At 62.6% G+C, this 18,786-nt stretch carries 20 protein-coding genes; 13 read left to right on the top strand and 7 right to left on the bottom strand.

Features of this window, described 5'->3' with window-relative positions:
- Nucleotides 1-438 precede the first annotated feature (438 nt).
- Nucleotides 439-759, top strand: a complete 321-nt coding sequence (locus tag ACQR1I_RS35015) for a DUF736 domain-containing protein (protein ID WP_434871242.1) — start codon at nucleotides 439-441, stop codon at nucleotides 757-759.
- A gap of 226 nt (nucleotides 760-985) precedes the next feature.
- Here the strand turns inward: ACQR1I_RS35015 and ACQR1I_RS35010 are convergent, their stop codons facing one another.
- Entirely contained in the window at nucleotides 986-1,183 is a 198-nt protein-coding gene (locus ACQR1I_RS35010) for a hypothetical protein (RefSeq protein WP_434871241.1), read from the bottom strand.
- A 274-nt stretch (nucleotides 1,184-1,457) separates the two neighbouring features.
- Complete coding sequence (locus ACQR1I_RS35005) at nucleotides 1,458-2,099, bottom strand: glutathione S-transferase family protein (RefSeq protein WP_434871240.1); 642 nt, start codon at nucleotides 2,097-2,099, stop codon at nucleotides 1,458-1,460.
- Nucleotides 2,100-2,929: 830 nt separating this feature from the next.
- Between ACQR1I_RS35005 and bla the strand changes: the two genes are divergently transcribed.
- Nucleotides 2,930-3,877 carry a subclass B3 metallo-beta-lactamase gene (gene bla, locus ACQR1I_RS35000; protein WP_434871239.1) on the top strand — a complete coding sequence of 316 codons (948 nt, stop codon included), beginning with the start codon at nucleotides 2,930-2,932 and terminating at the stop codon, nucleotides 3,875-3,877.
- Between the two features lie 12 nt (nucleotides 3,878-3,889).
- Nucleotides 3,890-4,915 (top strand): DUF1254 domain-containing protein, encoded by a 1,026-nt coding sequence (locus ACQR1I_RS34995; RefSeq protein WP_434871238.1) that lies wholly within the window; start codon nucleotides 3,890-3,892, stop codon nucleotides 4,913-4,915.
- A gap of 98 nt (nucleotides 4,916-5,013) precedes the next feature.
- On the opposite strand, the gene ACQR1I_RS34990 is transcribed toward ACQR1I_RS34995, so the two are convergent.
- Together ACQR1I_RS34990 and ACQR1I_RS34985 are read right to left on the bottom strand one after the other, a co-directional pair.
- Entirely contained in the window at nucleotides 5,014-5,745 is a 732-nt protein-coding gene (locus ACQR1I_RS34990) for an SOS response-associated peptidase (protein ID WP_434871237.1), read from the bottom strand.
- 717 nt (nucleotides 5,746-6,462) lie between these two features.
- Nucleotides 6,463-6,720 (bottom strand): helix-turn-helix domain-containing protein, encoded by a 258-nt coding sequence (locus ACQR1I_RS34985; protein WP_434871245.1) that lies wholly within the window; start codon nucleotides 6,718-6,720, stop codon nucleotides 6,463-6,465.
- 176 nt (nucleotides 6,721-6,896) lie between these two features.
- Between ACQR1I_RS34985 and ACQR1I_RS34980 the strand changes: the two genes are divergently transcribed.
- The 7 genes from ACQR1I_RS34980 to ACQR1I_RS34950 all read left to right on the top strand — a co-directional run bounded on the left by ACQR1I_RS34980 (nucleotide 6,897) and on the right by ACQR1I_RS34950 (nucleotide 10,702).
- Nucleotides 6,897-7,175: a DNA -binding domain-containing protein gene (locus tag ACQR1I_RS34980; protein WP_434871236.1), complete on the top strand. Its 279-nt coding sequence runs from the start codon at nucleotides 6,897-6,899 to the stop codon at nucleotides 7,173-7,175.
- A 167-nt stretch (nucleotides 7,176-7,342) separates the two neighbouring features.
- Entirely contained in the window at nucleotides 7,343-7,531 is a 189-nt protein-coding gene (locus ACQR1I_RS34975) for a transcriptional regulator domain-containing protein (protein WP_434871235.1), read from the top strand.
- Nucleotides 7,532-7,703: 172 nt separating this feature from the next.
- Nucleotides 7,704-8,111, top strand: coding sequence for a DUF2285 domain-containing protein (locus tag ACQR1I_RS34970; RefSeq protein WP_434871234.1), 408 nt, complete (start codon nucleotides 7,704-7,706; stop codon nucleotides 8,109-8,111).
- A 138-nt stretch (nucleotides 8,112-8,249) separates the two neighbouring features.
- Entirely contained in the window at nucleotides 8,250-8,552 is a 303-nt protein-coding gene (locus ACQR1I_RS34965; RefSeq protein WP_434871233.1) for a helix-turn-helix transcriptional regulator, read from the top strand.
- A 2-nt stretch (nucleotides 8,553-8,554) separates the two neighbouring features.
- Complete coding sequence (locus tag ACQR1I_RS34960) at nucleotides 8,555-9,436, top strand: replication initiator protein A (RefSeq protein ID WP_434871232.1); 882 nt, start codon at nucleotides 8,555-8,557, stop codon at nucleotides 9,434-9,436.
- 292 nt (nucleotides 9,437-9,728) lie between these two features.
- Nucleotides 9,729-10,193: a DUF2840 domain-containing protein gene (locus ACQR1I_RS34955; RefSeq protein ID WP_434871231.1), complete on the top strand. Its 465-nt coding sequence runs from the start codon at nucleotides 9,729-9,731 to the stop codon at nucleotides 10,191-10,193.
- Entirely contained in the window at nucleotides 10,190-10,702 is a 513-nt protein-coding gene (locus tag ACQR1I_RS34950) for a S26 family signal peptidase (RefSeq protein ID WP_434871230.1), read from the top strand. The genes ACQR1I_RS34955 and ACQR1I_RS34950 overlap by 4 nt, the downstream gene beginning before the upstream one ends.
- A gap of 669 nt (nucleotides 10,703-11,371) precedes the next feature.
- On the opposite strand, the gene tnpC is transcribed toward ACQR1I_RS34950, so the two are convergent.
- The 3 genes from tnpC to tnpA form a co-directional block, all read right to left on the bottom strand.
- The gene (gene tnpC / locus ACQR1I_RS34945) at nucleotides 11,372-12,898 is read right to left on the bottom strand and encodes an IS66 family transposase (RefSeq protein ID WP_434871229.1); all 1,527 of its coding nucleotides are present in this window, start codon (nucleotides 12,896-12,898) and stop codon (nucleotides 11,372-11,374) included.
- A gap of 69 nt (nucleotides 12,899-12,967) precedes the next feature.
- Nucleotides 12,968-13,321 (bottom strand): IS66 family insertion sequence element accessory protein TnpB, encoded by a 354-nt coding sequence (tnpB, locus tag ACQR1I_RS34940; RefSeq protein WP_315717967.1) that lies wholly within the window; start codon nucleotides 13,319-13,321, stop codon nucleotides 12,968-12,970.
- The gene (gene tnpA / locus ACQR1I_RS34935; protein ID WP_434871228.1) at nucleotides 13,318-14,214 is read right to left on the bottom strand and encodes an IS66 family insertion sequence element accessory protein TnpA; all 897 of its coding nucleotides are present in this window, start codon (nucleotides 14,212-14,214) and stop codon (nucleotides 13,318-13,320) included. Before tnpA ends, tnpB begins: the two co-directional genes overlap by 4 nt.
- Nucleotides 14,215-14,473: 259 nt before the next feature.
- Here tnpA and ACQR1I_RS34930 point away from each other — a divergent pair, with 259 nt between their 5' ends.
- The 3 genes from ACQR1I_RS34930 to ACQR1I_RS34920 are packed head-to-tail and all read left to right on the top strand — an operon-like array spanning nucleotide 14,474 to nucleotide 18,671.
- Complete coding sequence (locus ACQR1I_RS34930; protein ID WP_434871060.1) at nucleotides 14,474-16,228, top strand: relaxase/mobilization nuclease domain-containing protein; 1,755 nt, start codon at nucleotides 14,474-14,476, stop codon at nucleotides 16,226-16,228.
- Between the two features lie 19 nt (nucleotides 16,229-16,247).
- The gene (locus ACQR1I_RS34925) at nucleotides 16,248-18,233 is read left to right on the top strand and encodes a conjugal transfer protein TraG (RefSeq protein ID WP_434871059.1); all 1,986 of its coding nucleotides are present in this window, start codon (nucleotides 16,248-16,250) and stop codon (nucleotides 18,231-18,233) included.
- Nucleotides 18,234-18,242: 9 nt separating this feature from the next.
- Nucleotides 18,243-18,671 carry a CopG family transcriptional regulator gene (locus tag ACQR1I_RS34920; RefSeq protein ID WP_434871058.1) on the top strand — a complete coding sequence of 143 codons (429 nt, stop codon included), beginning with the start codon at nucleotides 18,243-18,245 and terminating at the stop codon, nucleotides 18,669-18,671.
- Nucleotides 18,672-18,786 lie beyond the last annotated feature (115 nt).

The raw sequence follows: 18,786 nt of genomic DNA, 5'->3' as shown, positions 1-18,786 counted from the left end.
TGGTTTGACGGTCCGAGTGGGGCTCGCAAGCTAAGCTGTTTGGACCCATGTCATTCATCATACTGGAACGCAATCGATCAGATCACGCAACGCGCTATCCTTATCGGGGCCTTCTTATTCTTCGCCTGGTTTGGCGGACGTCTTGTATGCCGAGGTCCCCATGTCTCTCCTGAAGCTGATCGGCTCGCGACGCACCTTGCCTCTTATGGCTTGATCTGTCCGAAGACCGGCTGCGCCTCGATCGCCTGAGCGCAACGCCGCCGGCCAACTTTCTTCCCCTGTGCGAAGCCGCCCATTCCTCGCGGGACCAAGAAAGTTCGCCGCCGGCGTCCTCCGCTGCCGCTTCAGCCCTTCGGGTGCGCCGTCGATCGCCTTCGGCCCGACATGCGCCATCGAGGCCGCGGTGGTCGCGGCCCGAACCAGCCAAGGAGAGACAACATGGCTTCCATCGGTTCCTTCAAGAAGGTCGGCGACGATTTCCAGGGCGAGATCATCACCCTGAGCCTCAAGGCCAAGGGCGTGCGCATCGTCCCCGAAGCCACCCGCTCCAGCGACAACGCACCCAGCCACCGCGTCTACGCCGGCCGGGTCGAGATCGGCGCCGCCTGGGCACGCCGCTCCGAGGAGGGCCGCGACTATCTCTCGCTCAAGCTTGACGACCCCTCGTTCAACGCCCCGATCTACGCCAACCTGTTCGACGACGAAGGCGGCGAGGGCTACACGCTCCTCTGGTCGCGGCCGCGCAAGACGGCGGATTGAGGAAGCGATCGCGTCCCGCCCGGATCGACCGGGCGGGGCACGATCGAAGCGCGTCAAAATCGAGTTCGGACGAGATTCGCATAGTCATGCAAGGCTAGATTTGGAACCAAGTGAGTGAATGCTAGTACAGGGGCCAAGAGCAGACGTCGCCAGCTTCGGCATGAGAGTCCGCGATGGGCCAAGAGCCGAGCTCGTTAATAGTCTGCAAACCTTCCAATGATGGGAATCAGTCGGGCGGCTTTAACCCCGGAGAACGTAGCCACTCGCTCATGTGGGAGCCGGTTTCGGCTTGGCGGGCTCTGCGTAGCACCTCATCGCGTGCCGGCCCGTGGGGAAGTAGTTCGGCCTCGGCGCGAAGGCGCTTGGCTTCTTCGGCCAGGCGCTCTTCAAGAGAGTGCGTTTGCTTCACCCTACGGCGTTCCATGCTCCTCCTCCCGACGTCGTGGAACGGGATTCAGAACGTCGCAGCCAAGGGGCAGTTCCGGCCTTTGAACCAATCAGACGCTCCCAAAATCGGCAAGACATTGAGGCAAATACGGACAGCACCCACCCGCTGTATTTGAAGAATCGTGATGCCAGCACGGATTGAGAACGTTCAGCAGTTCCGTTCGGGTCAAGGTCGCAGGGGGATTGATCTATTTATCCTGTCAGCGCGGCGCCAATCCTGTGAATTCGATCGGCCTTACACGCAACGAGCCCTACAATCCAGGTGATCTCGCGGCCCAAGCCTTGGTCACCTGGCAGCTTTCCATCGCTTGGGCGTAGGCAGGGCGTGCTGTCGTGCGGGCGAGATAATCCCGCTCGACAGGACCGGGGACGTAGTTGCCAGTACGCAGGCCAAGCAGGAGTGCGTAGCTCACGGAGATGTCCGCAGCAGTGAACCGGTCGCCAGCGAGATAAGGATAATCTGCGAGGCGGCGGATGACCAATCCCAGCCGGCTCTCGAAGGTCTCTAGTGCCCAGCGGGTAGTTTGGGCATTTCGCTCAGCTTCGGGTGCCAGCTCGCGACCGACAAAGACGGCGTTCATCGGCCCGGCGAGCCCGGCCTCGCCCATGTGGAGGAATTGCAGATACGGCGCGAATGCGGGATCGTTTGGGGCAACGGCAAGCGAAGCTGAGCCGTGGCGGGCGAGCAGATACTGAAGAATCGCGATTGATTCGAGGATGATCGTCTCGCCGTCCTGGAGTGCGGGAATGAAACCGGCCGGGTTGATCGCAAGGAATTCGCGATCATTCTCGACGGTAAGCAGATCGACCGGGCGCAGCCGATAAGCCAACCCTAATTCCTCGAGCAGCCAAACAACGCGGAAGCCACGACCTTCGCCATAGACTGTAAACATACCCGTCACTCTCGCTCGCGAAAAGGTAGATGGATGTCCCGTTCAGCGATTGGCTTGCCGCCGTACAGCTCGCAGGTTTGAGACCTCACCGTCAGGGGCGACGCCACTGGCGGTCTCCATCCATTCCACGATGAAACCAACGATAGAACCCGCAGGTGATGTCGGCAATGGGTCAGAACAGGCTTGGTCGGGGCTGCCCGCTCGCGAGCCAGACGATAGGCCCGAGAAGGACGCATCGTAGCTCCGCGTGATTTAAGCGAAAGCGCGCGTCCAAGCAGGGGCGACCGCGCCTCTCACTCGGGCAAACCGGCCGGCCGTAAGCCGTTTGTGAGAATGGCCCGATGCTCCGGCCGCCGGATTGGTGTCAAGTCGTCAAGCTCGGAGATGCGAAACGCAGGATCGAGCCCGGGCAATTGGGTCGCTGCTTCCTAAGCCTTCTCCATTTGTCCGGAAAGCGCATGGCACGCGGCAAGGGCGAGCTCCGTGCAACTGGCGCGCTACATTGCGGTAGGTCCTTCCAAATCACAGTCGTTCCACTGGTCCACCCCGTCTGGGGCTTAGGGCTGCACGACCGCAGCGTATGCCGGCTTGAAGGTAAACGTCGCGGCGCCTAGCGTTTCGATGTTGCTTTGCCGGCTCGGGGAATTCACCAAATGAGCACGCTAATGACTTTGCTTCGTCAGATGTAGTTCCCAACCAGAAGTTCCTCTCTTGGAGTGTGCAGTGCAGCGCTCGCGATCCTATGGTCGGGTCTGGAAAAAACGCCAAGTAGGGCTGCCGGCGCGGGCAAATCGAGGTAGGGTGATCTTGCAGTGATGGAGAAGGCGATCATGTCCAATCCAATCCGTGCAATAGCTTTGACGCTCTTTTTCACGATCGTCGTTCCGGCCGCGGGACAGACGCTGCCGCCGAACGTGCCTTCGAAGGAGCAGCTCGCGAACGACAACAATCTCTTCGTTTCCTTGGCCAAGAAGACCTTGAAATGGGAAGAGCCGACTGAGCCCGTCAGGATCGTCGGGCCTATCTACTTCGTCGGCACCAAGGGATTGGGAGTATTCCTGTTCACGACGTCAGAGGGCCACGTCCTGATGAATACGGGCATGCCGTCCTCAGGCCCGATGATCGTAGACTCGATCCGCAAGCTTGGTTTCAAGCCCGAGGACATCAAGGTCATGATCAATGGCCACGCCCACATCGACCATGCCGGAGCCTTCGCGGCCCTGAAGCGGCAGTTCGGAGCTCAACTGGCGGTGATGAAGGACGATGTTGCTGCAATGGAGAGCGGTGACCGTGATGACTTCAAGTACGGAAACGATCTGACCTACGAAGGCGTCAAGGTCGACCGCGTTCTGCGCGACGGCGACACCGTCAAACTAGGCGATGTGCTTCTGACGGCCTACCACACTCCCGGCCACACGCGTGGGGCCACCACCTGGATCGCGAACCTCGTGGTCGATGGTAAGGCCTACGTGGTGGCCTTTCCGGACGGAGCCGGCTTCAATCCCGGGTATCGCTTGGCCAAGGGTCCTTCCTACCCTGGGATCGCTGAAGACTACCGCAACACACACCATGCGCTCGAGATGCTCAAGCCGGACATTTGGCTGGCACAGCACAACGAGTATTACGACCTCGAAGGCAAGCGGAAGCGGGCAGAGACGGAGGGCGTCAACGCCTGGGTCGATCCTGAGGGTTACAGACGCTTTATCGCCGGCAAGAAGCGTGCGTTCGAGGACGAGGTCGACGAGGAGCTCGGTGTTCCCCAGGCAGCGTCCAAGTAGGGAGCTTCAGCAATGAATTCTCCATCCCTTTCTACAGTTGCTCTCATGCTCCTGATGCCCGCTAGTGCCGTGATCGCTCAGGACGCCAGACCAAACCTGGTCAACGTCCACAATTTCGTTCGCGCGGAGACGGACCTCTACTTCCGCAAGGCGGCCGTCGGCGACGATTCGTTTGGCAAGCTCACGCACCGCCGCGAGATGGCGTCGATAGACAAGCAGGACGTGGTGCGCATGAACCGCGACACCCTGTACTCGCATGGGGTCTTCGACCTGGAAGCGGGACCGCTCACGATCACGCTGCCGGACGCGGGCAAGCGTTTCATGTCGATGCAGGTGATCTCGCAGGATCACTATACGACCGAGGTCGTCTACGGTCCTGGCAAGTTCGCCTATGATAAGGACAAGGTAGGTACCCGCTACGCCTACGTCATCATCCGCACGCTTGCCAATCCGGAAGACCCGCAGGACGTGAAAGCCGCGAACGCCGTGCAGGACGCGATCGAGGTACGACAGGCAGGCGTGGGAAAATTCGACGTGCCGGACTGGGATCAGTCTTCGCAGACCAAGGCCAGGGCCGCGCTCGAGAGCCTCGGGTCGCTCGGAGGTACAGTCGATCGCTTCGGCAGGAAGGATGAAGTCGATCCGATCGATCATCTCATTGGGACCGCGATCGGCTGGGGCGGCAACCCGCGTTATGCGGCAGATTACCAGAGTGTGTTCCCGGAAAGAAACGACGGCAAGACGGCTTATCGCTTGACGCTCAAGGATGTGCCGGTCGACGGGTTCTGGTCGATCAGCGTCTACAACGGACAAGGCTTCTTCGAGAAGAACGCGCTCGGGGCCTACTCGCTCAACAATCTCACAGCCAAACCGGACGCCATGGGCGCCTATGTGATTCAGTTCGGAGGTTGCAGCAAGAACACCCCGAACTGCCTGCCGATCGTGGAGGGCTGGAATTTCACGATGCGGCTTTACCGCCCTCGCAAGGAAATTCTTAACGGCTCCTGGAGGTTGCCCGAGCTTCAGCCGGCATCTTGATGGTCTGGCGAGTGGGCCAACGCCTCATTTTCAGCGTCTGAGAAGAGACCGCGGCCCCTCTTTGCGTTGGCCTCTAGCCGGTCTACTCGAAGGCCGGGCTACGCAAGCTCGGGATCTTCTCGTTCGCCTCGTGCGACGACACGCAGAGTTTCATCGGGGAGCGGTCGCTGCAGCGTTGCAGCCTCGTTCCAGGGGGTACGCAGCCAGACGTCGTGCTCTTCTTCGGTGGTCAGGATCACCGGCATTGCTTTCGGGTGGATCGGGGCGACCACCGCGTTTGGCTCAATGGTCAGGAAGCCAAAGAGATCACAGGTGACCTCGCCCTCCCTGATCTTGCGCACTGACGTCCAGTTGGTCCAAAGCCCAGCGAAACAGAGCAGGGGGCGGCTCTCGTCGGCAGCGAACCACACCGGCACTTTCTTGCCGTCGATGGTGTCGTACTCGCTGAACGATGTGAATGGCACCAGACAACGGTTCGCTGGCGTTAGCCAGCGCTTCCAATGGGCGCTTTTGACGTTGCGAATGTTGGCCGTGCCGCTATCCGGCTCCATCCGGAGCAACTGCTTGAAGTCGACCGTCTTGCCCTTCGCTTCGAGATTCTCGGCCCGGCGCTTCGTTGCATCCATCAGCGCCCTCTGCGACGAGGGCATGCCCCAGCGCGCCATCACCAGCTCGCGCGCAGCCTCGCCATTCCTGATAATCGGAGCGGGGTAGTCGGGGAAGATGCCGGGCGGGCTTGGCAGGTTGCCGGTGTGGTCGTCGGCCGGCGAGACACCAAAAAGCCGTCGGATCGCATCGGCGTTCTTGGTCATGGAGTAGAGATTGCACATCGGGATCTGTATCCGCGGTCCGCACTATCGCGGTGAGGTCATGTGGCTTGAGAAGATGTGGTGATCAGTTGTGCGCAAGTCGATCTCTGCGCCGCAGAAGCAGCGTGACCGGCCTGTGGAGCTCTGGGTCGGAAGGCGGCAGCCGGCGTCCCACATGGCGTATTTCCACCTGGTCCAATCCCGGTCGCGACGCCAAGCATCGAAATCGGACGGCGAGCGCCGGGCGACGAAGACGCCCCAAGCCGTCTGGAATTCAGATCGGGCTTTTTCGTACGACGCCGCCGTACCGAGGGTCTGCTCACCCGGGTGGCTGCCAGGGTAGAAACCGCAAAACCACTGCCAGGCCGGTGTTCCCGAAGGACCTGCCGTGCACTTCGCAATTGTGCCGGCTTGGACATCTCCGAAATAGATGCGCCAAGTCTCGTTCGAGGCTTGAGGATCGCGGCGGCGGGTGAGGGCGGTCATGCCTCATTGATTCCAGCCGACCTCGGTGAAGGGAAGCCGCTACGCCTTGGGGCGGCCGCCCCGTCTTGCCGCTACCCCTGGCGAGTCAGTACGGACCATCGATCCCTCGGGCGTCGGAACGGTCTGACGGCTGGCCAGAGGATCTGCTGGGCGGTCAGCAGGGAGCTGCCCTTGCTGCGACCGGATGAGCGCCCGTTGGCGCGATCAACGAACTTCCCTCGGCCAACGCCAAATTTTGAGCACGCTTTGGCATTACCGGTTTCTAATACGTCGCCCCTTCTTGTTGAGATCCACTGCCGGCGGCGTCGGCTTCAACAGGTCTGCCGGCTCGACGCCGAGGCCAGCCGCGAGAGCGGCGAGCACGTCGATCGAAACGGCATTGCGGCTTCTCTCAACCAAGCTGATATAGGTCCGATCGATATCGGCGCGGTGGGCGAGTTCTTCCTGCGAAACGCCTTTGGTTCGGCGCAAGCGCTTCAAGTTGGCGGCCAAGACGTCTCGGATGTTCATCTCCAAGACAGCACAGGCTTGTCGAGTATTTCACCACGGAGTATTTTCTACAAATCGGGACCAAGCGATTGATTACGTTGGCTAATGGTGCCTTGTCCCGGTCTGCTGTAGGGCTGCTCCCGTTTCTATCGTCGGCCAAGAGCGAGCGTTGTGTTTGACTTTGTAGGTTTTGACCAATGTCCTTTCCCCCGCTTGATCCTGATGTCGCCGATACGGCTCCGAGCGATCCTGTTCTGACCCGGTATGACGAGGAGCACCTCGTCACCTATCTCCGTCTTCTCGATGCCGAGAAGGCCGGCGCTGACTGGGAGGAGGTCGCGCAGATCGTTCTGCACATTGATCCGGTCCGCGAACCCGAACGCGCGCGCCGCGCATTCGACAGTCATCTGGCGCGTGCAAAGTGGCTGTCGGAGGAAGGTTACAAGGGCTTCCTACGTAGTCCCCCAGAGACCTGAAGTTGTGCAACCAGGACGGAACTCGATCGTCTCAAGCAATCGTGTAGTTGGGTTGGGCTGTAGCCCGCATCAATTTACCTATGCGAGTCGAGAATCTCTTCAACAATCTTAAATGGCGCCATCATTGGCCTATTGCGTTGCAGTCCTAACCTGATGAGGACAGCACGATGTCGGAATTCGATTGGCGCTCACCCAAGGCCTACGCGAACATTCATCGCGCGGACCGTCCAGGCTTTGCTTGGGAGGGTGTTCGCCGATCACCGAACTACTGTGCGCAGTTCTCAGCGATCGCCCATCCTGATCGCAATGCGCCTGCCAACTTCCGGAAGCATTGGGGGTTGATATTTCGCAGCTGATCCAGCGCTGCCTTTCGATGCCCAGTCGGTGTTCTGGGCGCCTGAGGAGCTGTCGACTGTCTTGGCGCTTGTCGAACTCGGCACGCGTGTGCCGGTTGTCGCGCCGATCGTAAAGCTTCCCTCGTTCACGCCGGATCAGCTCCGACGAGCGACGGACGGCTGGCATGTCGTCGTGCAGATCGGCACGAGCCAGCACCGTGTGTGGCTGCGCAGGAAGCCGTTGAGCACGGTGTCCTACGCGGTGCTGCTGCCGTACGATCGCGACTTCAAGATGCGTAACGAGGCCGCCGACCGTCTCTGGCGTGCTCTGCGCGCGCAGCCGCTTGGACCCGCCTCCGACGGCTTGACGCAGCAGCGCCGCACGCGCCTGGTGCTGATCTTGCGCGCGCTCGACGGTTGGCAGCAGGGCAATAGTCATCGGACGATTGCGGAAGTGCTGTTCGGCGCAGCGCGCATTCCCGCGCGCGCTTGGAAGACGAGCGATGTGCGCAGCCTTACCAGACGTCTGGTTGAGGACGGCCTGTCCTTGATCCGCGGGGGATATCGGCAACTCCTGCGACCGCCGCGCAAGGACGAATAGCTTCACGGAAATTGAGGAGGTGGCCGGAAACGGCCCCCTCGATCTGCGGCCTCCCCCTACGCTGGCTTACGCCTCCATGCTGACCGTCGACGCGCTGCACTACGCGCAGGCGCGCAGGTCTGTCCTGGAGGTTGCCAGATGTCCGATTCCTTGGCCGGTCTTCCGCCGCGCTTTCTTCGCACACCCGAGGCTGCGCGTTATCTCGGCCTGTCCGGCCGCACGCTCGAGAAGCATCGGACCTACGGCACTGGCCCGACCTATCGCAAGATCGGCGGCCGCGTCGTCTATGCGCTCGACGACCTCAAGTCTTGGGTCGATCGCGGCACCAAAACGTCGACCGCCGATCCCGGGCAGGGGACGGTTCTGCCGGCGAAGCGACATCCCGGCCTCGTTCCCTATGCGGGCAAAGAGCGCCGTACGCAGCGGGCTGTGCGGGCGTGAGCATGCGTCATTTGCGCACATCCGAGCGCGCGCAGCTCGATCTGTTTCGCGCGCTGCCGGGCGATCTCGCGCCACGCGATGCGCAGGATCTGATGGCTTATCCGTTCTTCTCGCTGGCAAAAGCCAAGCGCGTGGTCCCGATCGATTTCCGCGCAGGCACCGTCGCGATCCGTGTCGAGGCCGTCCCCGAGCATGGCATGGCGACCATCTGGGATGCGGATGTTCTGATCTGGGCAGCGTCGCAGATCGTCGAAGCGCGTGACGCCGGACTGAGGACGTCGCGCCTGATGGCGGCGACGCCGTATGAAATCCTGAACTTCGTCGGACGCGGCACAAGCGTGCGCGATTACGACCGTCTGAAAGCAGGTCTTGACCGTCTGCAATCGACGACCGTGCTGACCTCAATCCGCCAGCCGACGGAGCGGCGGCGGCATCGCTTCTCCTGGATCAACGAGTGGAAGGAGACCGCCGATGTGCATGGCAAGCCCTCCGGACTGCAGCTGATCCTGCCGGATTGGTTCTATTCGGGCGTCATTGACGATGCGCTCGTGCTGACGATCGACCGCCAATATTTTGCACTGACAGGCGGTCTGGAGCGCTGGCTGTATCGTCTCGTGCGCAAGCATGGCGGTCATCAGGACGGCGGCTGGAGCTTCGATCTCGGCTATCTCCACGCCAAGTCCGGCAGCCTCTCACCGCTCAAACATTTCGCCTATGACCTGCGCGAGATCGTCCGCCGCCAGGCTTTGCCGGGCTACGAGCTCGTGCTGACCCGCGATCCGAACGGAACCGAGCGGCTGAACTTCACGGCCGCCATGACGGATCCCGTCGCTCGGCGCTTCGCCAAGCATCACTCACCGAGCGCTGCGGGGGACAAGCTGTGAATTGTCTCGTGCTATCGGGGACCGCAAGGCTCGTGCTATCGGGGACCGGATCCTCGTGCTATCGGGGACCAAAATCGGCTTTAAGCCGCTCTGCCGGCTCAGCTTTTCGGCCCCTTAACTTACCTAACTGCAAAATCCTTCGGATTTTGTCTAACGGGCACCGTCAGCGCCGCGCCGGTGGACGCATGCCGCCTTTGTGTGAGCCGTCCTCAGGGGTGCTCGAGCAGCCCTCTGTGCGCTCGTGCCGGGCCCTCCAGCGCCTCCCAATCCTGTCCAATCGAGAGATGATCCGATGAGCGAGCTGACACGCGTGCAGCTGCTATGGCTGCAGGGCAAGATCGAGAACCGCATCCGTTTCGGCCGAACCGTTCAAGACCAGCGGCTCGATCACTATCGTCGCGTGGTCTCATTCACGCCGGGCAGCGTCTTTGCGTTCGTCCGCTGGTCGTCGAATGACTACGGCACGGTGCTGTCGCGGATCGACATTCTGCAGGCTGTCCGCGCCGGCGAGGCCTGCGCGACCGTGCCGTTCGTCGGACCAGGAGCCGCCATCCTGCTGCAAATATTCGGCTGGCCGAAGGTCGAACGCGTGTTGCAGCACATCGACGCGATCGAGGCGCTCGGCATCGATCCGGCGGATGTCGCACCGGATCATTGGCGGCACGTTCAAAACCGCTTCACGGCCAATGAACCGCCGCGGCCATACACGCTACTGCGGCACCGGGCATGGCTGCATCGCCGGAGCATCATGCCATGAGACGGCGCTTCTCCATTGCCGTGGCGATGCTTTCCGGCGTGTCACTTCTGCTCGGAACGAGTGCGCTCAATCCGCGGCCGCGCTTGATCTGGAATGCCTCTGAAAGCGTGCCAATCGGACTCTACGCGGTGCAGCAGGTCCGCGACTGGTACGTCACCGAGCTAGTCGTTGTGAGGCCTGATCAGCAGCTAGCGACGCTGCTCGCTGCCGGCGGTTACTTGCCGGTCGGCGTGCCGATTCTGAAGCGGATCCTTGCCCTTCCCGGCCAAACCGTCTGTCGCCACGAGCTTGCGATCATTGTTGATGATGTCGAGGTCGGAGCCGCGCAACAGACTGATCGGAGGGGCCATCCGCTGCCGGATTGGCAGGGCTGCCGCATCGTCGGCGACGGTCAGATCTTCCTGATGAACTGGCAGTCGGATGTCTCGCTGGATGGCCGATATTTCGGTTTGACGGCGATGTCGGACATCATCGGACGCGCAGTTCCTATGTGGACGAGGGAGCCGTGATGTTGCGCTCGATCTGCGCTCCGCGTGCAAAGCAACTGCAGGAACTCGTGGAGTCTTGCTGCGGTTCAGGCGCCCTTAGCAGCGCTGCTAGCACTAGTGCTAACGCCAATGTTGGCGTCCTGACCGGCAGGATTGAGACCGCCGGACGCCAGCTCACGGTGAACCTATCTCTGTGCCGACCGGCGGGGTGGAACGGCTCCGCAACGCACGGCGAGCCAATGTTCATTGTGGGCTTAGGCTGCAGAAATGGTCATTGTTCGACCACGGAACATTGCAGGTTTGAGCGCGCTTTCTGTCGCGAATATACCCCTCCGCAAGCATCTCCGGCGCGGCCCAATGTGCTCCGTTTGTCGCCTCGGGTGCTGCGGTTTCTGCAACTACTCTACGGACTTTGGTGCAGTTCTCCCGTCAAATGGATGCCGTTCATCGCCATCTCCGATGTGCGTCGGCCGATGATCCGGAAGGCTTCGGGCCCGACATCGGACGAACGGATCGGCCCAAATCGTGAGCCATTGGCGGTCGCGAGCGTTCTCGACTTGTTTCAAGATCGCCGTGTCTTCTCGGGACTATCCGAGAGTACGACACAAAGCGCGAACGCACGAACTAATAGGATCGCGAAGGTCAGGTCAGACTCGGGCGATCGTAAGCGTCCGGCCGTTGCACATGGCTTCAGGTCTTGACATGATCAGCCAGCTTCCAGCTCCACGGCAGCAATTCGTCGAGGCGGTTGGCGGGATGTCCGTCGATCATCCGCTGCAGGACGTCCCGGAGGTAAGCGTAGGGCTCGACGTCGTTCAGCTTGCACGTCGTGATCAGCGAACTGACCACTGCCCAACGATGTCCGCCACCATCGCTGCCAGCGAACAGGTGGTTCTTGCGGCCGAGGGTGATAGGACGGATCGCGCGTTCGACCGGATTGGTATCGAGCTCGACGCGGCCATCGTTCAGGAAGCGCGTCAGGCCGTGCCAGCGCGAGAGCGCGTAGCGGATCGCTTCAGCGAGCGTGCTGCGGCCGGAGACCAAGCGGAGCTGTGCATCGAGCCAGACGTTCAGAGCGTCGACGATCGGCTTGGAGAACGTCCTGCGCTCGGCAAGACGGTGGGCGGGAGATTGTCCGCGGACGCGAGCCTCGATCGCATAGAGCTCGCCGATCCGGCGCAAGGCTTCTGTGGCCACGGGCGATGCGGTGGCTTCGGCCACGTCGTAGAACTTGCGCCGCGTATGGCTCCAGCATGCGGCGAGCGTGATGTTGCTCTTGTCGGCCAGTTGCTCAAAGCCGGCGTATCCGTCGACATGCAGGATGCCCTTGAAGGCGGCAAGATGTGCGGCTGGACGTTCGGCTTTGCGGTCCGGCGCGAACAGATAGATGGCTGCCGGAGGTTCGGGTCCGCTCCATGGTCGCTGTTCGCGTGCGTAGACCCAGAGCCTTCCCGTCTTGGTTCGTCCACGGCCTGGATCGAGCACCGGGATCGGCGTGTCGTCAGCAAAGAGATGGTTGGAGGCGAACAGGTTCTTGCACAGTCGTTCGTGCAGAGCCTCGAGCCACCAGCATGCGCCGCCGACCCAGCCAGCGAGCGTCGAACGGCCGAGATCGATGCCGTAACGGTTGAAGATCTGCGACTGTCGATAGAGAGGAAGGTGGTCGCAATACTTGCTGATCAACACGTGCGCGAGCAGCGCGGGCGTGGCCAAACCACCTGCGATCAGCCTTTCCGGCGCGCCGGCTTGCACCACCGCGTTGCAGGTGCGGCAGGCGTATTTCGGACGCGTGGTGCGCACGACGCGAAGCTGAGCGGGCATCCAATCCAGCATCTCGCTGACGCTCTCGCCGATCAGATGAAGAGCACCTCCACAGCAGCTGCAGAGTCTGCTGTCGATGTCGAGAAGAACATCTTCTCTCTGCAGGTGATCTGGCAGCGCGCGACGTCGCGGTGGCGCTTTTGCTTCCGGAGTGACCTTCGGTTGCGCTTCCTCTACGCGGCCGATGTCGCTGTCGAGATCCTCCAAACCGAGTGCAAGCTGGTCGGGATCAATACGCTCGGAGCTGCGACCGAACTGCATCCGCTGCAGCTGTTTGATGATGGACTTGAGACGCTCAATCTCGGTGTCGCGATGATCAATCGCAGCAGCAATGTCGCGCACCAGGCGCTGCAGAAGCTCAGGATCGGAGGGGAGATTGGTGAGATCGATCTGCATGTCCGATGGTACTCGAACACGCTGATTCGAAGAAGAATCGCAACTCAGTTCAGCACCGGTTTTTGCAGATCATCCTGCAATCGCAGGCTTCCATACGCGTTCTGGCGCGCGCCAGTCGATGCCTTCGATCAGCATCGCGAGCTGCGCCGGCGTGAGCGTGATCGAGCCATCATAGCCCGCCATCACCGGCCACACGAAGCCGCCCTGGTCGATGCGTTTGGTGAACAGGCACAGCCCGTTCCCGTCCCAGAACAGGACCTTCAGGATCGATGCCTTCTTGCCGCGGAAGGCAAACAGATGACCGGAGAACGGATCCTTCTTCAGCGTGTCCTGCACCAGCATCGCGAGGCCATCCATGCCTTTCCGCATGTCGGTGTAGCCAAGCGCCAGGTGCACCTTCACGCCAGCCGGAACGAACATCATTGTGCGGCCTCTTTGATCTCGATCTGCGCTCGCACGGCATCCGGATCGCTGCCGGCGGGAGCGAAGACACGCCGTCCGTCAGCGAGGTCGACGGCCATCATGCCCTCCGGTGGACGCACGAGATCGAGCAGGGCGCGTGCGGCCGGTATGTCGTCAGGCAGCACGACACGGGCGAGCTTGGAGCGCTTCTTTTGCGCGATGCCGAACTGCGCGCGCCAGCGGAACAGCAGCCCGGTGACGATGCCGTGCTTGCGCGCGACGGCAGAGACCTTGGCGCCCGGCAGCTCGGTTTCCCTGGCAATCGCGAGCTTCTCCTCGTCGCTGAAGAAGCGCCTAGCTGGTGCCTTGGGCGCGGCCGGATCGCCGATTTCGACGGCTGTCAAGCGGCGTTCGGGCTGTGAGTTCCTAGCACTAGTGCTAACAACGGGACGGGCGGAGGGATGAAGATGGGCGCGCCAGTCGATCGTGACCTCGCCGGTGGCCAGTCGGTCGCGCCATTTGCGCAGCGAATGCGGCGACAGCTGCATCGCCGCAGCGTAGGCGCGGAGCTCCATTCCGCTCCAGTTCAGCGCCTCGACGTGCATCGCCCAGAACGCCTGAGACGCCCGATTGCGCACATCCGAAGTGACCGTGAACCTGCGCTGCTTCTGTTTTCGCAGCGCCTTTTCCCGCTCTTCCCGGGCGCGCTCGCGGCGCAATTCCGTCTGATATTTCTCGAGCTTAAGCGCTGTCTCGTTGCCGGCCAACCGCTTCAGCCAACGCCGCAGAGTGTTCTCGGTCAGACGTTGTTGCTGGCAGTATTTGCGGATCCCGAGACCGCTCCGACGCCATGCTTCGATGTGCAGCGACCACCATTCGCGGCGCGCTTTGTTCTCGAAATGTTTGGATCCCACCGGAGATTCTCCACAGCAGCAGAGAACCCGAAATGGAGCGACAACGTACTACCGAAAAGACGTGCAAGGTCCGGACGCTTACGGGCGATCTTCTAGGGCAAGATAAAAGCGGCTCGCCTGTTGAACGCCAAGCCATTGACATGGCTTGTGTTCAACCGTGCCGGTCGGTCGGAGCGCGTGCCGCGCTCGGGGTTTTTGGTAGCACGATCAATATTGTTTTCGGCACTATGGGTGGTTTTGCGGCTCAGAGGCGCTTTGCATGAGCACCAGTGAGCGCGAGTTCCGTATCCGGCCCGGGCGCATTCGCCACGGGCGAGGCACCAAGAGCTTCATCAATCGTGTGCTGCGGGCCGCCAATGCAGCCGGTCACGTCGCGCGCTTGCCGACGATCAATGGACGTCATGCGGTGCGGGCTCACTCGACCTTCGGGCGCGGCCGGCTCAGCTTCAGCCGCGAGCGTCTGTTTGCCCCCGTGCGTCGCGTCGCCGTGAAGGCGCGGATCGCGAGGCACACGGGGCGCGCGTTTCGGTCAGCGCCTCTTGCGACCCATCTTGCCTATCTCAAGCGCGACGGGGTGACCCGCAATGGTGAGCCGGCCACGATGTTCGATGCGGCTGGCGATCGGGCGGACGATGCGGGATTCGAAGCGAGGGGCAGGGGTGACCGGCATCATTTCCGCTTCATCGTCTCGCCCGAGGGCGCCGCCGACATGGTGGACCTCCGGGCCTTCACCCGGGATCTTATGCGACAGATGGAGGCCGATCTTTCGACGCGGCTGGAGTGGATCGCGGTCGATCACTGGAACACGGACAATCCGCACATCCATGTCCTCGTGCGTGGCGTCGACGAGAGCGGCGCGGACCTCGTCATCTCCCGCGACTACATCAGCCGCGGCCTGCGCTCGCGCGCCGAAGAGCTGGTCGCAATCGAACTTGGCCCGAAGCCGGAACATGAGATCCGTAACGCGCTCGAGAAGGAGATCACCGCTGATCGCTGGACGCGGCTCGATCGCGAGATCCGGATGGCGGCGGACGAGGTCGGCGCCATCGACCTTCGGCAGGACGCGGCGGGGCTTCCGGATCCCGCGGTGGCCCGGCTCATGCGTGGGCGCCTGCAATATCTGGAACGTTTGGGGCTAGCGAGCGCCGCCGGCCCCAACGAGTGGATGCTCGAGCTCGGTGCAGAGCGGAAGCTTCGCGAGCTCGGCTTGCGCGGGGACATCATCAAAACGATGCACCAAGCCTTCGCGGCGCGCGGGGAAGAGCGGTCGGTTGCGGATTACGCGATTGAGGGATCGGATGCTCGGTCGCCGATCATCGGCCGGCTGGTCGACCGCGGGCTGCAGGATGAACTGACCGGCGAGGCCTACGCCGTGATCGATGGCGTCGACGGCCGGGCGCATCATGTCCGGTTCCGTGGGGCCGAGGCCTTCGCCCAGGCGCCGCCGGTTGGTGGCGTCGTCGAGGTCAGGCGATTTGGTGGGCCGGACGAGGCGCGGCCGACCCTGCTGCTCGCGACGCGTTCCGATCTCGGTCTCGCCGAGCAGATCACTGCGGAGGGCGCGACCTGGCTCGATCATCGCCTCGTCGAGCGCGATCCGATGCCGCTGGCGCTTGGTGGGTTCGGCGCCGAGGCCCGGGATGCTCTCCGTGCGCGGGCCGAGTATCTCGCGGACCAGGGTCTGGCGCGGCGCCAAGGCCAGCGGATCATCGTGCAGCGCGATCTCTTGAAGACCTTGCGACAGCGCGAGCTTGACGCAGTCGGTGCGCGGTTGTCGGCCCAGTTCAATCTGCCGCCTCTACCGGTGTCGCCAGGCGCACCAGTCGCCGGAACCTATCGCCAGCGCCTCGCGCTTGCCTCCGGGCGCTTCGCGATGATCGACAATGGGCTCGGCTTCTACCTGGTCCCGTGGTCGCGCGAGCTCGACAGCCGGCTCGGCAAGACCGTCACCGGCCTCGCCAAGGCCAGCGGCATCGAATGGCAACTCGGTCGCAAGCGCGACCTCAGCCTCTGATCAAATCAGGAGAGCATCCATGCCGGCGACCCGAATCCTCTGGGGCCAAATCCTTGCGGTGTCACTGATCGTGTTGATTGCGCTCTGGGGCGCGACGGAATGGACGGCCTGGCGACTGGCGTTCCAGCCGCGATTGGGACCACCCTGGTTTTGGCTTGCAGGATGGCCGGTCTATTGGCCGCCGGCATTCTTCTGGTGGTGGTTCGTCTACGATGCCTATGCGCCTCGCGTGTTCACCGAGGGCGCGGCCATCGCGGCGCTCGGCAGTCTCTTGGCCGTTGTTGCCGCGATCGGCATGTCGCTCTGGCGGGCCCGGGAAGCGAGGATCGTTGCGACCTACGGATCTGCGCGCTGGGCCGAGCCTGGTGAGGTCGAGAAAGCCGGGCTGCTCGGCGAGGACGGTGTCGTGCTGGGCCGGCTGGGGCCGCGCTATCTCCGCCACGACGGACCCGAGCACGTCCTTTGCTTTGCGCCGACGCGGTCGGGCAAGGGTGTGGGTCTCGTCGTGCCTTCGCTGCTGACCTGGTCGGGGTCGGCCATCGTTCACGACATCAAGGGCGAGAACTGGCAACTGACAGCCGGCTTCCGGGCGCGGCACGGCCGGGTCCTGCTGTTCGATCCGACCAACCCGAAGGCCTCGGCCTACAACCCGCTGCTCGAGGTCAGGCGCGGAGCGTTCGAGGTCCGGGACGTCCAGAACGTCGCCGACGTCCTGGTCGACCCCGAAGGCTCGCTCGACAAGCGCAACCATTGGGAAAAGACCAGTCATTCGCTACTGGTCGGCGCCATCCTGCACGTCCTCTACGCGGAGGTGGACAAGACCTTGGCTGGTGTTGCGGCCTTCCTGTCCGATCCCAGGCGGCCGATCGAGACGACGCTGATGGCCATGATGGCAACGCCGCATCTGGGCGAGGCGGGCCCGCATCCCGTCATCGCATCGACCGCGCGCGAGCTTCTGAACAAATCCGAGAACGAACGGTCAGGCGTGCTTTCGACGGCGATGTCGTTCCTTGGACTCTACCGCGATCCCGTCGTGGCCGAGGTCACAGGCCGCTGCGACTGGCGTATCGCGGACCTGATTGCGGGTGACGAGCCGGCGACGCTGTATCTGGTCGTGCCGCCTTCAGACATCTCGAGGACCAAGCCGCTCATTCGGCTTGTGCTGAACCAGATCGGCCGGCGGCTGACCGAGGATCTACAAGCGCGAGAGCGCCGGCATCGCGTGCTGATGATGCTGGACGAATTCCCAGCACTCGGGCGGCTCGACTTCTTCGAGTCTGCGCTGGCCTTCATGGCTGGCTACGGAATCAAGAGCTTTCTGATCGCCCAATCGCTCAATCAAATCGAGAAAGCCTATGGGCCGAACAATGCGATCCTCGACAATTGCCACGTCCGCGTGAGTTTCGCGACAAACGACGAGCGGACCGCCAAACGTGTGTCCGACGCGCTCGGCACTGCCACCGAGATGCGTGCGATGAAGAACTATGCCGGCCATCGGCTTGCGCCTTGGCTTGGACATCTCATGGTCTCGCGCCAGGAAACGCCGCGGGCGCTCCTGACGCCGGGCGAGGTGATGCAGCTGCCGGCAGCGGATGAGATCGTGATGGTCGCTGGCGCGCCGCCGATCCGGGCGAAGAAAGTCCGCTACTTCGAAGACCCAAGACTGATCGCGCGTGTTCTGCCGCCCCCAGACATCGCGAGGTCCGTTCTGACGCGAGGAGCGGATGTATGGTCGGCGCTGGCGCCGATATTCCCGGCTCTGTCCAAATCCGAAGATCCATCGCCCGCTCGCGAAGATCAGGCCAATGGCGGTTTGCGCCGGGAGCCCGAGCTGCCGGAGCACGTCGCGATCGCGAGTGAGGCCACCATCGTCGAGCCAGCAGACGAGTTCTCGCTGATGCTCGACGATGATCAGGCGACGCTCCCGAATAACGCGCGCGATCCGACCATGACGGGTGTCGCGCGCCAGGCGGCGCTCGATCCAGGCGACGACATGGGTCTGTGAGGACGGTCGATGCGTGATCGCATGAATGTCTATTTTCCGCCGGAGCTCCTGAAGCAGATCACGGAGCTCGCGGATCGCAAGAAGCTGTCGCGCTCGGCGATCGTGGAGGCGGCAGTTCTGTCGTTCCTGTCGCCTGATGGCGCCGACCGGCGCGAGGCCGCGTTCACCCGAAGACTCGACAGGCTATCTCGCCAGATGCAGCGGCTGGAGCGGGATGTCGGAATTCTCGCGGAGACGTTGGCGCTGTTCGTCCGCTTCTGGCTGACCGTTACGCCGCCGCTTCCAAACGAGGCTCAGTCGGCGGCGCAGATCAAGGGACGCGAGAGGTTCGAGGGCTTCGTCGAGGCACTCGGGCGGCGTCTCCAGAAGGGCCAGAGCTTTCTACGCGAGATCCCGGAGGATTTCGTGCGGAAGGAGCCGGAGGAGCCAAGCAGCTGATAGGCGGCTTCGATTGTCGCCAAGCAGGCGTCTACGCCAGAGCTTCTTTTTCTGCGCCTGACCGCGAATGCCAGGTCGCCATGGATGCCTTCCAGCGGAGGGTCGCTTATCGACG

Source organism: Bradyrhizobium sp. HKCCYLS2038 (assembly GCF_051167655.1).
Classification (GTDB): Bacteria; Pseudomonadota; Alphaproteobacteria; order Rhizobiales; family Xanthobacteraceae; genus Bradyrhizobium.
The sequence above is the reverse complement of the archived record's forward strand: the minus strand, read 5'-3'. Positions and strand labels throughout refer to the sequence as shown.

Bases quoted from the DNA above. Each gene is read 5' to 3' on its own strand.
- ACQR1I_RS35015 (WP_434871242.1), top strand. From the start codon at position 439: ATGGCTTCCATCGGTTCCTTCAAGAAGGTCGGCGACGATTTCCAGGGC.
- ACQR1I_RS35010 (WP_434871241.1), bottom strand. From the start codon at position 1,183: ATGGAACGCCGTAGGGTGAAGCAAACGCACTCTCTTGAAGAGCGCCTG.
- ACQR1I_RS35005 (WP_434871240.1), bottom strand. From the start codon at position 2,099: ATGTTTACAGTCTATGGCGAAGGTCGTGGCTTCCGCGTTGTTTGGCTG.
- bla (WP_434871239.1), top strand. From the start codon at position 2,930: ATGTCCAATCCAATCCGTGCAATAGCTTTGACGCTCTTTTTCACGATC.
- ACQR1I_RS34995 (WP_434871238.1), top strand. From the start codon at position 3,890: ATGAATTCTCCATCCCTTTCTACAGTTGCTCTCATGCTCCTGATGCCC.
- ACQR1I_RS34990 (WP_434871237.1), bottom strand. From the start codon at position 5,745: ATGTGCAATCTCTACTCCATGACCAAGAACGCCGATGCGATCCGACGG.
- ACQR1I_RS34985 (WP_434871245.1), bottom strand. From the start codon at position 6,720: ATGAACATCCGAGACGTCTTGGCCGCCAACTTGAAGCGCTTGCGCCGA.
- ACQR1I_RS34980 (WP_434871236.1), top strand. From the start codon at position 6,897: ATGTCCTTTCCCCCGCTTGATCCTGATGTCGCCGATACGGCTCCGAGC.
- ACQR1I_RS34975 (WP_434871235.1), top strand. From the start codon at position 7,343: ATGTCGGAATTCGATTGGCGCTCACCCAAGGCCTACGCGAACATTCAT.
- ACQR1I_RS34965 (WP_434871233.1), top strand. From the start codon at position 8,250: ATGTCCGATTCCTTGGCCGGTCTTCCGCCGCGCTTTCTTCGCACACCC.
- ACQR1I_RS34960 (WP_434871232.1), top strand. From the start codon at position 8,555: ATGCGTCATTTGCGCACATCCGAGCGCGCGCAGCTCGATCTGTTTCGC.
- ACQR1I_RS34955 (WP_434871231.1), top strand. From the start codon at position 9,729: ATGAGCGAGCTGACACGCGTGCAGCTGCTATGGCTGCAGGGCAAGATC.
- ACQR1I_RS34950 (WP_434871230.1), top strand. From the start codon at position 10,190: ATGAGACGGCGCTTCTCCATTGCCGTGGCGATGCTTTCCGGCGTGTCA.
- tnpC (WP_434871229.1), bottom strand. From the start codon at position 12,898: ATGCAGATCGATCTCACCAATCTCCCCTCCGATCCTGAGCTTCTGCAG.
- tnpB (WP_315717967.1), bottom strand. From the start codon at position 13,321: ATGATGTTCGTTCCGGCTGGCGTGAAGGTGCACCTGGCGCTTGGCTAC.
- ACQR1I_RS34930 (WP_434871060.1), top strand. From the start codon at position 14,474: ATGAGCACCAGTGAGCGCGAGTTCCGTATCCGGCCCGGGCGCATTCGC.
- ACQR1I_RS34925 (WP_434871059.1), top strand. From the start codon at position 16,248: ATGCCGGCGACCCGAATCCTCTGGGGCCAAATCCTTGCGGTGTCACTG.
- ACQR1I_RS34920 (WP_434871058.1), top strand. From the start codon at position 18,243: ATGCGTGATCGCATGAATGTCTATTTTCCGCCGGAGCTCCTGAAGCAG.